This window comes from Aquisalinus flavus (genome assembly GCF_014640095.1).
Lineage (GTDB): Bacteria > Pseudomonadota > Alphaproteobacteria > Caulobacterales > Parvularculaceae > Aquisalinus > Aquisalinus flavus.
This window is the reverse complement of sequence record NZ_BMGH01000001.1, coordinates 2,079,279-2,093,956: the sequence shown is the minus strand read 5'-3', so window position 1 is coordinate 2,093,956 and position 14,678 is coordinate 2,079,279. Positions and strand designations below refer to the sequence as shown.

The window sequence follows — 14,678 nt, the reverse complement described above, 5'->3', positions numbered from 1 at the left end:
GTCATTTAGAAAGGGATCGGCGTGTAGTCGCGGGTGTAATTCAGATAGCCGATATTGATCCCGGTGCGCAGGCCGATACCGGTACGGACCGGGGCGAGAACCGTCGCGCCATTGCGCTGATAGTTCACGCCGGCACCGCCGACGACATAGGCAGAACCATCAACGCCCGGATAGCGGCGATAGATGTTGGTTGTTGGCCCGAGGTCATAGACCAGCGTGAAAACCTTCGACGCATTCCCGCCGGCATCGAAGCCGATCGATGGGCCGGTCCAGAATACCTCTACCGGCTGCGCGCCCGGGCGATAGAGATAGCCGCGGCCGTAGCGCAGGCCGACGCCGACGGCACCGGATGCTTCCTCACCGGCGATATAGGCTTGCGGGCGGCCCTGGTCGGTAAAGACCTTGTTCAGCACGTCGGCGATCTCCGCCGAGGCGCCGCCGAAGAATTCCTCAGCCTCGCCGACAACGGTCGAGCGGTCATAGGTGGCATAGCCGGACTGGGTCTGGCCTTCGGCCGACGGCGGCGCGGTTGTCGCGCAGCCGGACAGGACCAGGGCAAAGCCCGCGGCGGCGGACATCATCAGTTTCTTGGCGTTTTTCATGGGGTTGTTCCTCTCACTCGACTTTAGAATTTCGACAGGGTGACCTTAAAACGCCATAAAACTGCCAGCGTTCCCCGTGCCCCGAAATAGCCTTTTTTGAGGCGGTGCTAATGGGGGAAAGCATGGATTGCAGCGGGCAGACTCGGCCTATATCTATGCGTGATGGCGCGTTTTACCCCCGATTTCCTTGACCAGCTGCGCGACCGGTTGCGTGCATCGGACGTGATCGGCCAGCATGTGAAGCTGAAAAGGGAAGGGCGCGAATTCCGCGGCCTGTCGCCCTTCACCAATGAAAAGACGCCGTCCTTTTTCGTCAATGACGACAAGCAGCGCTATTTCGATTTCTCCTCCGGCAAGTCGGGCGACGTTGTCGGTTTTCTCATGGACACCCAGAAGCTGACCTTCGTCGAGGCGGTGACCCGGCTCGCCGAGCAGGCCGGCATGGACATCCCCCAAGACAGCTACGAGGACCGCCAGAAGGAAGAAGAGCGCAAGGGCCTTGCTGAAGCCTGCGCTGCGGCGGCGAAATTCTATATGGACAGCCTGCAGCGGATCGAGGGGCGCAACGCCCGTGAATATCTCGAAGGCCGCCAGGTGCCTGAAAAGCTGCAGCGCTCCTTCGGCATGGGCTATGCCCCGGCTGAGCGCACCGCGCTGAAGGATCACCTCATCAACAAGGGCTTCGACCCGAAACTGCTGGTCGAGGCGGGGCTGCTGATCCAGCCCGACAATGGCGCCCCCTATGACCGGTTCCGCGACCGGGTCATGTTCCCGATCCTGTGGCAGAAGAACAAGGTCATCGCCTTCGGCGGCCGGGCGCTCGATAAATCGGCCAAGGCGAAATATCTCAACTCGCCGGAAACGCCGCTCTTTCACAAGGGCCACGTCCTCTACAATTACATGCGCGCGCGCAAGGCTGCAGCGGACCTGCCGAAGGAGACGGGCCAGCCGCTGATCGTGTGCGAGGGCTATATGGACGTGATTGCGCTCGCCGGCGCCGGGTTTGAGAACGCCGTCGCGCCTCTCGGCACCGCGCTGACGGAGAGCCAGATCGAGCTGCTCTGGCGCGCCTGCGATGAGCCGGTGCTGTGTTTCGACGGCGACCGGGCCGGTGTCGGCGCCGCTCACCGGGCAATCGACCGGGCGTTGCCGATTTTGCGGCCCGGCAAATCGTTGAGATTCGCCTTCCTGCCGGAGGGGCAGGACCCGGACGACATGGTCAAGACGCAGGGCGCCCAGGCATTGCGGAGCGTGCTCGATGCCGCCCAGCCGCTCGCTGACGTGCTCTGGACGCGCGAGATCGAGGCCCAGCCGCTGACCACGCCGGAACGCAAGGCCGCCTTTCGCGCTCATCTGCGCCAGCTGGTCAAGGGCATCGTCGACAAGGATGTTCGGCTTGCCTATGGCGGTTACTTCTCGGAAAAGCTCGGCCAGATGAACGCCCCCCCACGCCAGCAAGGTGATGGAAATCGTGGTTTTTCAGGCGGTTACGTGCCGCGCGGTGGCAATCGCCCGGGATTTTTCGGCCGCGGTGGTATGGCGCCGACAGTGCAGGCTTCCATGGCGCTGAAAGCCCGGCTTGGCACGGCGGCTGGTGCTGCCCAGGGCGGGCGCGTCGCCTCCCAACGAGAGGCCCTTCTGGTGATTACCCTCTTGAACCATCCGGGTCTGTTTGCCCGCCAGGAAGAGGCGATCCTGGACCTTGAACTCGCCGATCCCGACTATTCGGCGCTTTTGCGCGAGATAATCTCTTCCCTCAGCGCGGATCCGGCGCTTGACAGGGAGGGTCTTGCACTCCACATGTCAACAGTTGCGCATATTGCAGGCACTATGGAGCAGATGCTCAAAAACGAGCGGCTCAGATTGACAAAATTCGCCTGCGCGGATGCAACGCTCGACGATGCGGAAGATGGCTGGCTGAACACGCTTTCCATCCATCTGCATCATGGCCCGTTGCGGCTGGAAGAAATGGAAGCGGCTGGCGAGGCCTTTCTGGACGAGACTTCCGAGGCAAGATGGCGGGTTACCCATACGCACCGTCAGGCCGTGGTGGCAGACAACAAGGTGCAGGACGAGCGCTGAAGCGGCACTATATTTGAAATGATGACGTTGACCCTGGCTCGGGGGAAGGGCAGCGGAAACGTCTATCGGGCGGCAAGTTTAGACGAACAAGGATTGCAATGAGCAAAACAAAAAAAGGCGGTGACGATCCTCAGGATCGTCCGGTTATCGACCTTACTGACTCTTCTGTAAAGAAGATGATTTCCACCGCGAAGAAGCGCGGATACATCACCTATGACCAGTTGAATTCGGTGCTGCCGTCGGAAGAATATTCCTCCGAGCAGATCGAGGACATCATGGCCAAGCTGTCCGATATGGGCATCAACGTCACCGATGGCGAGGAAGCCGAGGATCAGGACGACTCCTCCGACGAAGACAGCGATGATGAGGACGCGCCGAAAGCCAAGGCGATCACGAAGAAGTCCGAAGGCGCGACGGTTACCACCAACACCAAGGAAGGCTCTGATCGCACCGACGATCCCGTGCGCATGTATCTGCGCGAGATGGGCTCGGTCGAATTGCTCTCCCGTGAAGGCGAGATCGCCATTGCCAAGCGCATCGAGGCCGGTCGCGAGACGATGATCCGTGCCCTGTGCGAATCGTCGTTGACGTTCGAGGCCATCACGGTCTGGCGCGAGGAATTGATGGAAGGCCGCGTTCTCTTGCGCGACATCATCGATCTCGACGCGACCTATGGCGGCGGGCCGGAATCCAAGCCCGACATGACCAAGCCGGAAGTCGCCGAACGGGTCAATCGCGAGCAGGAAGAAAAGGCCGCGGAGGAGCAGGAGCGCCGCGAAAGCGACGATTTCGATGAGGAAGATGACGAGGATTTCGACGAGGGCGCCTTGTCTCTCTCGGCGATGGAAGCTGAATTGCGCGACAGCGTCATGGAAGCGTTCGACGAGATCGCGTCTGACTTCAAGAAACTGCGCCGCCTGCAGGACATCATGATCGAGGAACAGCTGAAGGGCGAGGACCTGTCGCCCTCCCAGCATCGCCGCTACAAGAAGCTGCAAAAAGACATCGTCGAACGTGTACGGAATGTCCGCTTGCACAATCACCGCATTGAGGCGCTGGTCGAGCAGCTCTATGACATCAACCGGAACCTGATGGCGCTGGAAGGCAAGCTCGTCCGTCTGGCAGACAGCCATGGCGTTAACCGTCAGGAATTCCTCAACGAGTATCTCGGCAACGAGCTTGACCCGGATTGGCTCGATCGCGTGTCCTCGCTGGCGACGCGTGGCTGGTCCAGCTTTACCGAGAGGGCCGAAGACCAGATCAACTATCTGCGCGAGCAGATCGGCTACCTGTCGCAGGAAACCGGCCTGACGGTGCAGGATTTCCGCCGCATCGTGCAGACTGTGCAGAAAGGCGAGCGCGAGGCGCGTATCGCCAAGAAGGAAATGGTCGAGGCCAACCTGCGGCTCGTTATTTCCATCGCCAAGAAATACACCAATCGCGGCCTGCAATTCCTCGACCTGATCCAGGAAGGCAATATCGGCCTGATGAAGGCCGTCGATAAATTCGAATATCGCCGCGGTTACAAGTTCTCGACCTATGCGACGTGGTGGATCCGCCAGGCGATCACCCGCTCGATCGCCGACCAGGCACGGACGATCCGTATCCCGGTCCACATGATCGAGACGATCAACAAGATCGTGCGCACCTCGCGCCAGATCCTGCACGAAATCGGCCGCGAGCCGACGCCGGAAGAGTTGGCCGAAAAACTGTCCATGCCGCTGGAAAAGGTCCGCAAGGTGATGAAAATCGCCAAGGAGCCGATCTCGCTGGAAACGCCGATCGGCGACGAGGAAGACTCCCATCTCGGCGACTTTATCGAGGACAAGAACGCGATCCTGCCGATCGATGCGGCGATCCAGTCCAATTTGCGCGAGACGACCACGCGCGTTCTCGCTTCGCTGACGCCGCGCGAGGAGCGTGTCCTGCGCATGCGTTTCGGCATCGGCATGAACACCGACCACACGCTGGAAGAAGTCGGCCAGCAATTCTCGGTCACCCGAGAACGTATTCGCCAGATCGAGGCCAAGGCGTTGAGGAAACTCAAGCACCCGAGCCGGTCGCGCAAGCTGCGCTCGTTTCTGGATAATTGATTTGGGGCGCATCCCTCAAGAAAAAGGTGTCCGAGGCAGTCAGAAATGGCTGCAAGTCGCCGTTGACGAAAAACCTGATATACTTAAACCGGAAAGCCAGCGGACACCCATCCGCTGGCTTTCTCCCTTAAGGGAGGATGCGTATGCGGAATATAGCGGTTCGGCCTTTCTCGATCGTCTTGGGTTGGAAAGGGTGAAGGAAGCCATGGCAGCGTTCTGGCCGGAACGCGGCGCTGTGTGGGACGGGCTTGGCATAGCAAATGAGCGCGTTTTCCTTGTTGAAGCCAAATCACACATACGGGAATTTTTTTCCGGACACTGTGGAGCTTCATCTGCAGAATCTCGCAAGCGCATCCGCAATGCGCTGGATGAGACGAGTCGTGCCTGCCATGCGTCAGGTGGGGCAGACTGGATGGAATTTTTCTATCAATACACAAACAGGATGGCTCATCTTTATTTCCTGCGCCGCGAAGGTGTTGATGCCCGTCTCGTTAACGTATGTTTCCTGAATGATACGGAGATGGGTGGACCGCGCGAGCCTGCGGAGTGGAAGGCTGCTTTCGATACAGCCCGGTATGTCTTGGGGTTGCCAGTCAGGCATGCCTTGTCTCGGTATATTGACTATGTCTACCCGGATATTGATCTGCTCCAGAAATGAATAAGCCCGGCGCTGTTGCCGAGCTTATATTTTGTACGGAATTCCGTTAGCTAGCGGTTTTCGCTGAAGCGAGGGGACAGTCCCTCGCTATTATGGTAGCCGGTGAGCCGGCTGTGGTCGATTTTCTCGATCGCGATATCCAGCACATCTTCCTTGCAGCTGTGGAAGCGGCTGACCTCCCGCATGTTGTAGCCGACAGATTCGCAGATTTCCCGGGCCTGCCGGTCGAGATCGCGGTGCAATTCGGCGATACCTGTCGAGCTCTGCAACAGCTTGCGATCGACCTTCATGTGGTAATCTTCTGCGGCATTGGCGAAAGACAGGGCCGCAAACGGCAGAATGCTGGCAGCGGCAGTAGCGGCGATGATATTTGACTTTTTCATGACTTCTCTCTCTTTCCTGTTTGCTCCACTCCCTCGGGAACAGTCAGTATACGGCTGTTTATGGTTGGTAAGCGGCCCGTTCTCCGGGCTCTGTTTTTAGCTGCGCTGGTTGTGGATATTGGTCAGCGCCCTGTCGCCGATCTCGCGGACCGATTGCTCGACAACATGATCGACACATTCGGCTGTGCTCATGCCATTGCGCAGCGCATAGCCTTCGGCGCCGCAGACGCGCTTGGCATCGGCAAGAATGTCGCGGTAGACGGACCGTGTGCCAACGATATCGCGCAGGGCGAGTTCGTTGTAGTCGACGGTGTACTCCTTGGCAGTGGCACCGGAAATCGAGGCGAGCGAAAGGGTTGCGGCAAAAGCCGCCATAGCGATTGACTTCATGACTTCTCTCTTTGTTTTGCGCCCTCTGACGGAGCATTTGGGTAGTGTGCGTTTTTGACGCAAGACCATTAGAGGCCGGTTTCGAAATTTTTCTACTAAAAAGGTCGTAATAAAATACTATTCTTATAGTAAAAGTTGCGGAAGCGCTGAATCGGACCCGATTTTAGAGCCTGCTTTCTCTGCACACGGTACACTATCGGGTGATCTCGCCGGCGCTGAGCCGGACCGTTCACGGGAGCTGTCTGGAGGGACGCAAGAGGAGCCATCCACGAACCCGCTCTGTCAGAAAGGGTGATCCGTGGATGGCAGCTCCGGCAAGATGCTCTTGCCGGAGCAATGAAACCGGAGGCCCGGGACGGGTCTCGAGGGTGTGGAGCAACGATATGTACACCCGCCCCGAACGGTCCGGTTTCAAATCATGGGTCAGGAAAGAATGCCAGAGGCAGACCATCTCCCGGCGTTTGACCCGTCATGTTACGCGGTCAGCCGGTGAGGCGTGACCGTGCGCTATTGCTGCGCCGGACCACTAAAAGCGGGATCGGGAAAGCCTTCAACTAACTATGTAGTAATAAAGTACGATATCCCTAGTTTCATCGTGCGGAGCCTACGGTCCGTCGCAAGCTAGCAGCAAGTGACGTTGCTTCGCGCATTGGCGCCTTGGGAGAAAGGCATTTGCGTGCCGCAGCCCTCGAAGATGCCGTAATGGCGATCGCGGCTGCCGATGAAGTCGAACGCATCGGCGAAACGGCTTTCCTTCAGCATACGGTATGTATTGCCGCATACCGGGAAGACCTTCCCGGCTTCGATCACATGGTGCGCGTCGAAGATGAAGGTGTCGCCGGCATGGTCGATCGAGCCGTCATAGATCACCGCTTGCCCGTAGTCCTCGCAGGAGGGCTCGAGCCCGTCGATATTGAACAGGCTGTAGGTCGCGGAGAAAAACCTGGCCCGGCCCAGCTTTTCCTGCAGGGCCAAGTTCTCGACAGCCAGCGGCCTGTCGGTGACAAGCCGCGGGTCGGCAAAGCCTGCCTGTTTCGACAGGGTGAGGAAGTCGTTCCAGTAGAGCGCGCCGCCGAGGCATTCTCCGAACAGCACCGGGTCTTCGCGCACGGCCTGTGGCAGGCGCCGGTCGGCATAGACGTCGGAGAAAAAGAACTCGCCGCCGGGTTTCAACAAGCGCTTGACCCCGGCCAGCACCGCCGGTTTGTCCATCGACAGGTTGATGACGCAGTTGGAAACGACGACGTCGAAGGAGCCGGGCTCCAGGTCGAGCCTGTCGAGCTGCTCGATAAATCCCTTTTCGAAGCGCACATTGGCATAGCCGAATTTCTCCGCATGCCACTCGCGATGGGCATTGGCCACCGCCAGCTGTTCGTCGGTCATGTCGACGCCGACGATTTCTCCATCGGCCCCGGCCATCTGGGCCAGAGCATAGGCATCACGGCCCGACCCGGAGCCGAGGTCCAGCACCCGTGCGCCCTCCAGCGCCAGCGGCGCGATCAGGCCGCAGCCATAATATTTCGCCATCACCTCGTCATGGATATTGGTGAGAAGCGCCTTGTGGAAGGGCGGGATGTCATCCGTCGTGCAGCAGGCATCCGTCTTCAGGTCGGCGGAGGACTGGAGCACCTTGCCGTAATAATCGCTGACGATCTGTTCGTTCATGGACTCTCGCTGTTTTTTTGTGTCAGCTCTACACATCACAGCATCATTTTCGCGCGTCACATGACAATGGCGCGAGCTTTGTGCGTTTTGGGCACTGTGGAGCCCTCATCCATGCAAATCCACGAGAGCGCTCTTATATCATGTGTGGAAAAACTGGATTTTTTCACAGGGCTCGTGTAGACGATCCCCTGTTTTTCGCACTTGCGAACACCCGACGACCGAAAGGGGCATCCCATGCTGCTCAACATGCTCAAGGCGAAGATTCATCGCGCCACCATCACCATGACCGACCTTCACTATGAAGGCTCGATCGCGATTGACCGGGACATCCTCGATGCCGCCGGCATTCACCCCTATGAGCATGTCGACATCTGGAACGTCACCAATGGCAATCGCCTGGCCACCTATGCCATCGAGGGCGAACGCGGGTCGGGCTGCTTCATGCTCAACGGTGCCGCTGCCCGCCTTGCCGAGCCGGGCGACAAGATCATCATCGCCGCCTTCGGCCAGCTGCCGGCAGAAGAAGCCGCCAATTACAAGCCGACGGTCGTGCTGATGAATGACGACAACACGATCCAGAGCGTGATCTAGGTGTGGAGCCTCAACAGGTTGTTCGGGTTTTCCCCTTGCGAGCCCAAACACTTAATATCTCCAACGAAAAAGCCCGGGCGCTTGGCCCGGGCTTTCCATATTGACCTTTAGTGGTCGTAACTAGTCCAGATAGTTATCGACCGTGACGTCGTCGCCGAAGAAGGGGTCGACCGGCTCGATCGTGCCGTCATCATTAATCGTCAGCGGCGTGATCTTGACGTTGCGCAGGTGGTTGACGCCAGACAGCTGCGTATCGTGATAGGCAAGGTAATACTGGCCTTCATACTCGAAGATCGAATGGTGGTTGGTCCACCCACGAACGGGCAGGTTCACGACGCCCTGATAGGTAAACGGCCCATACGGATTGTCCGATGTGCCATAGACGATCTTGTGGGTGTCGCCGGTCGACCATGACAGGTAATAGGTGCCATCGATCTTGTTCATCCATGCGGCCTCGAAGAAGCGGCGGTCATTGTCGCCGGCCTTCAGCGGCTCGCCATTCTCGTCGAGAAGCAGGACATCGCGCGGCTCCTCGGCATAGGAGAGCATGTCGTCGCTCATCTTTGCGACATAAGGCACCAGCGCGGGTTCATCAGCCTCCAGGTCTTCCTGGTTCAGGTCCGGGCTGTCGTCATACTCGCCCGTGGTCCAGCGCTGCAGCTGGCCGCCCCAGATGCCGCCGACATACATGTAATATGTGCCGTCATCGTCCTTGAAGACCGACGGGTCCATCGAATAGGAGCCTTCGATCCAGCTCTCTTCGGCCGTGAACGGGCCGGTCGGCGAGTCGGAGACGGCGACGCCGATACGGAAGATGCCGTCATAATCCTTGGCCGGGAAGTAGAGATAATATTTGCCGTCTTTCTCGGCGGCGTCCGGCGCCCACATCTTGTCGCGCGCCCACGGCACATCGTCGACATGCAGGCCGACATCGTGGATCGTGACCTCGCCGCCCGGCTCGTCCATCGACAGGACGATATAGTCTTTCATGTCATACTGGCTGCCGAGATCGTCCTGCGGGATGCCGGTATCGACATCGTGGCTCGGATAGACATAGATGCGGCCATCGTCCCAGACATGCACCGACGGGTCCGCGGTATAGATTTCGCTCACCAGCGGCTGGGCGATATAGTCCTCCGGACCGAACTCGCCGCTCGTCTCCAGCTCATAGCGCTCGGCGTCGGAAAGTTCCGCTTCCGCCATTTCCTCGCCGGCCGCGTCCGGCTCGGCCATTTCCATGCCGTCTTCGGCAGTCGTATCCTCTTCCGGCGCCGGCGTCTCGCTGCAGGCGGCCATCAGCAAGAGGGCGCTGGTCATAAGCAGTGTCTTCTTAAGCATGGGATATCGCTCCTGTTGTTTCATTTCCCTGGGTGGCTTGCGCCATAATGTTTCCGCTAACATTACGGTTAGTGAGGCCTGTTGGCAAGGAATACCGGAATGGCCGGCTTGGCAACACATGCGCTGTGCATGCCTTGTGCCGTCGCTTCGGTGCAGGCAAGCTTTCACTATTTGCGCAAACAGGCGGTCGGGAGCGGTTGAATGGTCGGAAAAAACTTTCTCATATCGTGGCTGTGCCTCGTGCTCACGGCGCCATGGCCGATGAGCGTTCGCGCCCAGTTCATCGACGGGTTCGACACGCCTGTCGTCAGGGACGAAACCGCCGAGGCTGGCTGGTTGTGGATGACCGGAGATGGCGCGGCAGTGATGGACATGGTTGCGCAGGAGGGTTCGGGACTGGTCACTGTCGATGCGCGCGCCGACAGACGCAATATCTGGTGGGCGCTGATCAAGCGCGGGGTGTCGGATCATATCGATTCCGGGGAACTGGCGCGGCCGGATCGCGAGCTGCGAATCGAGGCGCGCATTCGGCTCAGCCACGCGCCGCGGCGGGTCAACCTACATGCCAATCATTCCCGTACGACAGATTTCCATTCGCATCTGATGGAATACGACATCCCCGACACGGACTGGCACGAGATCAGCTTCACCACGACCGGTTTCGACGCCCGCCCGGGTGATCGCGTCTATACCCAGATAGCGTTGATGGACTGGGGCCGGGAAGAGTATCAGGTCGAGATTGACTGGTTCCGGGTCGCGGTCGTCGATCCCGCCATGGCCGAACCGGACAAGGGCAGCCCGATTCCGTACCGTCCGGCAACGCCGGCGCTTGACGCATTTGCTCAACAGGTTCCGGTCGCGCAGGATGCGATCATCGACAGCGCTTGGCCATGGGTCGCGGTCAATGACTGGCGCCGGGAAGGGAAGGCGAGTGAACCGCTGCTTTCGGTCAGCGGGTCCCAGACCAGCCTGCTGACCTTCGACCTGTCTGACTACGCTGGCAAGACCGCCCAGCAATGGGGCGTCCTCGCACTGTATACGGACAGCGTATATAAGGCATCGACGGATCTGGAAGAGTTCGGCGAGCTTCGGGTCAAGGAAGTCTTTGCGTTGCCTGACGGCTGGCAGCGCGGGTCGATCACCTGGAATGCCGTCATGGGTCAGACGCCCCCTGTCATAAACGGCCAGATGATGATCGATGTTCCGCCGGTCCCGCAGAAGGGAGCCGTTACGCTGATCCCGGTCTCGCCGCCTGTGCTGCAGAGATTGATCGATGGCAAGACGTCCGGTCTGGCGATCGAGGCCCAGGGCGCGATTTCGGCGACGTTCCGGTCGAGCCAGGCGCGTGAGAAAGAATTACGACCGGTACTGTATTTTAACATGAATTAAGCCGACGGCATTGCCGGGAACCTCTTTCCCTCCGGACTTGTTAATCGGGTCTGGTTCAACACCCACCCGTGAGAGTACCACCATGCAGGCAGAGACGCTGCGCAAAGAGTTTGACGACTTTATCCGATCCGATGAGTTCCCCTGCGTCGGTGCCAAGGCGGCCCTGGCCCGTGGCACGATCGACTTCTTTGCCGGCGAGCATATCGATGAGGCCCGCGATGATCTGCCGCTCTACAAGGCACTGACCGCATTCGGCAAGACGCTCGATAATGACGCTCCCTTCGTGCAGAGCTTCGTTGCGGCCTTTTCAGGCCCTACCGATCTGACCGAGCAGGACTTCGAAAAGGCTCTCTGGAACCGGCTGCAGGCCCTGCACAATATCGACGCGGCGACGGGCCATGAGTGGACCGAGGGGGTCGATTCCGATGCGTCCTCGCCGCATTTTTCCCTCAGCATTGACGGACAGGCCTATTTCGTCGTCGGGCTGCATCCGCATTCCTCGCGGGAGGCGCGGCGGTTCTCCCGTCCTATTCTCGTATTCAATTCCCATGAACAGTTCGAGGCCCTGCGCGCCGATGGCCGCTTCGACAAGATGAAGGATATCATCCGCGAGCGCGATATCCGGCTGGAGGGCGATATCAACCCCATGCTGAATGATTTCGGCTATGGCTCCGAAGCGCGGCAATATAGCGGGCGCATGGTCGGCGATGACTGGCAATGCCCGCTCGCCGTGCAGGAGCCGGAAAAGACCCTGGAGAACCATGACTGATACGATCACAGAGCGCATCCCGCCACGATCCGGCACGGCCTTCACCTTGAAGCACGGTGACCTTCTCACCGTCATCGACCCGGAGGGCCGGCAGGTTTCGGACCTTGTCGCCTATAGCGCCCACGACACGGAGGAGCATATCTCGTCGGGGCGGTCGCTGGACTATGCCGCGCGGATGCTGCTGACGACCGATGATATTCTCTATTCCAACCGCTCGAGGCCCATGCTGACGATCATCGCCGACGAGGTCGGGCGGCATGATTTCACGCTCACCCCGTGTTCGAAGGACACGTTCCGGATCATCTATGGCGACGAGGAGCCCCATCGCGGGTGCCAGGGAAATCTCGAGGAGGCGCTCGCGCCCTATGGCATTTCCGGCGATCGCATTCCCATCGCCTTCAACGTCTTCATGCATGTCGCGGTCGATCCCGGCACCAGCGCGATCAAAGTGCTGCCCCCCTTGAGCAAGGCGGGGCAGCAAATCGTGTTCCGGGCCGAAATGGACCTCATCATCGGCATGACCGCGTGTTCTGCCGGTGAATCCAACAATTTCAGCTACAAGCCGATCGACTTTCAGGTTACGGCTGGCTGACCGCCGGAATGTCCGTGAACGGCTTGATGCCGATTTCTTCATATATTTCCGTCGGGAAGTAGACCGTGCCATCGGACATGACCATGGAGATGGTCTTGATCGCCTTCAGGTCTTCCAGCGGGTTGCCCGGCATCAGGAAAAAATCGGCGCGCTTGCCTTCCTCGATCGAGCCGAGCTCGTCGAGCCGGTCCATGTAGACAGCCATGTCATAGGTCGCCCGGCGCAGGATCTCGCCCTTGGTGAACCCGGCCTGCTCGTAGATTTCCATCTCGCGATGCTGGTTGAAGGCACCGCCCATATCGGTCCCGAAGACGATGAAGATGCCGGCCTCGCGCATCATTGAAATCATGCCGATGATCCTGTCATAGGCGGCGCGATAGGCGATGTTGTCTGCCTCGCTGGCAATGTCCGACCAGGCGACCTTGGCGCTGCGCTGGATGCCGACCGGCATGTGGTCGATATAATCGACCGTGCCGATCCGGGTTTCGCCATTGCGCCCCAGCAGCAGGGCTTCGTGGATGGCCAGCGTCGGGTCGATCGCGACGTCGCGCTCCGCCATCATTTCGATCGTGTGCTGAACTTCCGGTGAGGCGAGATCGAGATCCTCCAGCCGCTTCAGCGCGGTCAGGCGCAACAGCGTACGGGTGTCCTCGCCTTCCTCCAGCACGAAGCCGAGCATGATCTGGTTGATATGGGTCATCTCGTCATACCCGGCCTCGATCATCTCGTTGGCGTTGGAAAAGGCGGGCACGTGCCCGGACACGCGCAGGCCCCGCTCATGGGCGCGCTCGACCATCGCCGGTACCCAATCGCCATTCATCGAGTTGTAGATCTTGATCTGCCAGAAGCCCATATCCGCATAGGTGTCGACAGCGGCGACGGCTTCCTCCTGATTGCTGACGAGAATGCCGTTATTGGCGTTGAACTCGCTTTTGCCCTCGATGAAGCCTGAGCGCACGATGCGCGGCCCTGCGATAGTGCCGGCCTCGATCTTGGCAATAAGGTCGGCGAGGACTTCATTATTGTTGCCCATGTCGCGGATCGCGGTGACACCTGCGGCGATGTTCAGCAGCGCCTGCTCCTGGCCAACATGGCCATGCATGTCCCAGATACCGGCCATCAGCGTGCCACCGGCCCCGTCAATGACAACGGCATCATCATCGAACTCAGTCGCGGCAGTATAGACGCCGGTGATCGTGTCGCCTTCGACGACGACATCCATCAGCCCGGTTAGCGCCATCGCCTCCGGCTCGAACAGGTGCACATTCTCGATGCGGACGGGTTTTCCATAATCATGCGCAACCCGGGCCTGGATATCGGCATAACGTTGCGCGGAAAGGTCGGTGGCAAGCGCGTTCAGCATTTCCAGGTTCTGCTCATAGCCCTCGCGGATGATCAGGAAGTCCGGTGTGAACACGCCGAAGAATTCGTCGTCATCCATCAGGAAATAGGTCGGGTCCAGATCGGTGCCCATCAGTGCATAGGCGGTCACGTCCTTGTCGTTGACGTCGTCCTCATTGACCGTGACCGTCTGCAGTTCCTCCAGCCGCAGCGTGCCGCCGGGCAGGGCCGGCATGGACATATCCTCGTCCTGCATCAGCGCATTGGCATAAATCCACAGGGCAAACGGGCTGCCTTCCTGCGCGACATAGATCGTCGGGCCGTCAAGGTCGCCCAAGGTGACCTCGCTGGAGCCGGTTGAATCGGTCCACGACACGATGCCATCGGCAACGGAAAAGCGCTCCTTGACCGTGTTGCCGAAAGTGGTGTTGCCGTCGATCTTCCACATGACCGGCAGGCCATTGTCCTCGTCGATGCGGATTTCTTCCAGCATGGTCGGGCCACGGCCATTATTGCGGTATTCGTAATCGACGGTGAAGGAGCGACCGTCATCGGTCTCCACCACCATGTCGCCAACGACATTGCCGCCATAGATGACGGTCCAGGTTTCGCTTTCGGCCGCTGCAAGTCCTGTCAGCGAGACAGATGCCAGCAGGGTGGCGGCAAGGGTGGTCTTGATGAAGCGCATGATGTTCCCTCCGGTGCGTTTCCAACACTATGGCATGGTGCCGTGTGCTGCGCCATGGTTTAGCGTACCGGGCGTTCCGGCCTGGAGCCGTGTTTGG

At 59.5% G+C, this 14,678-nt stretch carries 13 protein-coding genes; 7 read left to right on the top strand and 6 right to left on the bottom strand.

Translation table 11 applies throughout. From position 1 onward, the window contains the following. Positions 1 to 5: 5 nt before the first annotated feature. Complete coding sequence (locus IEV88_RS09625) at positions 6 to 602, bottom strand: DUF1134 domain-containing protein (protein ID WP_188158651.1); 597 nt, start codon at positions 600 to 602, stop codon at positions 6 to 8. A gap of 162 nt (positions 603 to 764) precedes the next feature. Here IEV88_RS09625 and dnaG point away from each other — a divergent pair, with 162 nt between their 5' ends. The 3 genes from dnaG to IEV88_RS09610 all read left to right on the top strand — a co-directional run bounded on the left by dnaG (position 765) and on the right by IEV88_RS09610 (position 5,435). Next, positions 765 to 2,684 carry a DNA primase gene (gene dnaG / locus IEV88_RS09620; protein ID WP_188158652.1) on the top strand — a complete coding sequence of 640 codons (1,920 nt, stop codon included), beginning with the start codon at positions 765 to 767 and terminating at the stop codon, positions 2,682 to 2,684. Positions 2,685 to 2,782: 98 nt separating this feature from the next. Further along, on the top strand, positions 2,783 to 4,777 hold the full coding sequence (rpoD, locus tag IEV88_RS09615; RefSeq protein WP_188158653.1) for an RNA polymerase sigma factor RpoD: 1,995 nt from the start codon (positions 2,783 to 2,785) through the stop codon (positions 4,775 to 4,777). 1 nt (position 4,778) lies between these two features. Continuing rightward, entirely contained in the window at positions 4,779 to 5,435 is a 657-nt protein-coding gene (locus IEV88_RS09610) for a hypothetical protein (RefSeq protein ID WP_188158654.1), read from the top strand. A gap of 50 nt (positions 5,436 to 5,485) precedes the next feature. Here IEV88_RS09610 and IEV88_RS09605 read toward each other — a convergent pair whose 3' ends face one another. From IEV88_RS09605 to IEV88_RS09595, 3 genes are all read right to left on the bottom strand, one after another. After that, on the bottom strand, positions 5,486 to 5,818 hold the full coding sequence (locus IEV88_RS09605) for a UrcA family protein (protein ID WP_188158655.1): 333 nt from the start codon (positions 5,816 to 5,818) through the stop codon (positions 5,486 to 5,488). 96 nt (positions 5,819 to 5,914) lie between these two features. Next, positions 5,915 to 6,208, bottom strand: coding sequence for a UrcA family protein (locus tag IEV88_RS09600; protein WP_188158656.1), 294 nt, complete (start codon positions 6,206 to 6,208; stop codon positions 5,915 to 5,917). Between the two features lie 621 nt (positions 6,209 to 6,829). Then, complete coding sequence (locus IEV88_RS09595) at positions 6,830 to 7,873, bottom strand: methyltransferase domain-containing protein (RefSeq protein ID WP_188158657.1); 1,044 nt, start codon at positions 7,871 to 7,873, stop codon at positions 6,830 to 6,832. Between the two features lie 234 nt (positions 7,874 to 8,107). On the opposite strand from IEV88_RS09595, the gene panD reads away from it, so the two are divergent. Continuing rightward, positions 8,108 to 8,464 carry an aspartate 1-decarboxylase gene (panD, locus tag IEV88_RS09590; RefSeq protein WP_188158658.1) on the top strand — a complete coding sequence of 119 codons (357 nt, stop codon included), beginning with the start codon at positions 8,108 to 8,110 and terminating at the stop codon, positions 8,462 to 8,464. Positions 8,465 to 8,584: 120 nt separating this feature from the next. Here the strand turns inward: panD and IEV88_RS09585 are convergent, their stop codons facing one another. After that, positions 8,585 to 9,802: a glycoside hydrolase family 43 protein gene (locus tag IEV88_RS09585; protein ID WP_206711214.1), complete on the bottom strand. Its 1,218-nt coding sequence runs from the start codon at positions 9,800 to 9,802 to the stop codon at positions 8,585 to 8,587. 201 nt (positions 9,803 to 10,003) lie between these two features. On the opposite strand from IEV88_RS09585, the gene IEV88_RS09580 reads away from it, so the two are divergent. From IEV88_RS09580 to IEV88_RS09570, 3 genes are all read left to right on the top strand, one after another. Beyond that, positions 10,004 to 11,191 (top strand): hypothetical protein, encoded by a 1,188-nt coding sequence (locus IEV88_RS09580; RefSeq protein WP_188158659.1) that lies wholly within the window; start codon positions 10,004 to 10,006, stop codon positions 11,189 to 11,191. Positions 11,192 to 11,273: 82 nt separating this feature from the next. Continuing rightward, positions 11,274 to 11,960, top strand: a complete 687-nt coding sequence (gntA, locus tag IEV88_RS09575; protein WP_188158660.1) for a guanitoxin biosynthesis heme-dependent pre-guanitoxin N-hydroxylase GntA — start codon at positions 11,274 to 11,276, stop codon at positions 11,958 to 11,960. After that, on the top strand, positions 11,953 to 12,552 hold the full coding sequence (locus IEV88_RS09570; RefSeq protein ID WP_188158661.1) for a DUF1989 domain-containing protein: 600 nt from the start codon (positions 11,953 to 11,955) through the stop codon (positions 12,550 to 12,552). The genes gntA and IEV88_RS09570 overlap by 8 nt, the downstream gene beginning before the upstream one ends. Here the strand turns inward: IEV88_RS09570 and IEV88_RS09565 are convergent. Then, entirely contained in the window at positions 12,539 to 14,581 is a 2,043-nt protein-coding gene (locus IEV88_RS09565; protein WP_188158662.1) for an amidohydrolase family protein, read from the bottom strand. The genes IEV88_RS09570 and IEV88_RS09565 overlap by 14 nt on opposite strands. Between the last annotated feature and the right edge of the window lie 97 nt (positions 14,582 to 14,678).

Excerpts from the sequence above, each read along its gene's own strand:
- panD (WP_188158658.1), top strand. The coding sequence starts at position 8,108 with ATGCTGCTCAACATGCTCAAGGCGAAGATTCATCGCGCCACCATCACC.
- IEV88_RS09570 (WP_188158661.1), top strand. The coding sequence starts at position 11,953 with ATGACTGATACGATCACAGAGCGCATCCCGCCACGATCCGGCACGGCC.
- IEV88_RS09580 (WP_188158659.1), top strand. The coding sequence starts at position 10,004 with ATGGTCGGAAAAAACTTTCTCATATCGTGGCTGTGCCTCGTGCTCACG.
- dnaG (WP_188158652.1), top strand. The coding sequence starts at position 765 with ATGGCGCGTTTTACCCCCGATTTCCTTGACCAGCTGCGCGACCGGTTG.
- IEV88_RS09605 (WP_188158655.1), bottom strand. The coding sequence starts at position 5,818 with ATGAAAAAGTCAAATATCATCGCCGCTACTGCCGCTGCCAGCATTCTG.
- rpoD (WP_188158653.1), top strand. The coding sequence starts at position 2,783 with ATGAGCAAAACAAAAAAAGGCGGTGACGATCCTCAGGATCGTCCGGTT.
- IEV88_RS09595 (WP_188158657.1), bottom strand. The coding sequence starts at position 7,873 with ATGAACGAACAGATCGTCAGCGATTATTACGGCAAGGTGCTCCAGTCC.
- IEV88_RS09565 (WP_188158662.1), bottom strand. The coding sequence starts at position 14,581 with ATGCGCTTCATCAAGACCACCCTTGCCGCCACCCTGCTGGCATCTGTC.
- IEV88_RS09600 (WP_188158656.1), bottom strand. The coding sequence starts at position 6,208 with ATGAAGTCAATCGCTATGGCGGCTTTTGCCGCAACCCTTTCGCTCGCC.
- gntA (WP_188158660.1), top strand. The coding sequence starts at position 11,274 with ATGCAGGCAGAGACGCTGCGCAAAGAGTTTGACGACTTTATCCGATCC.
- IEV88_RS09625 (WP_188158651.1), bottom strand. The coding sequence starts at position 602 with ATGAAAAACGCCAAGAAACTGATGATGTCCGCCGCCGCGGGCTTTGCC.
- IEV88_RS09585 (WP_206711214.1), bottom strand. The coding sequence starts at position 9,802 with ATGCTTAAGAAGACACTGCTTATGACCAGCGCCCTCTTGCTGATGGCC.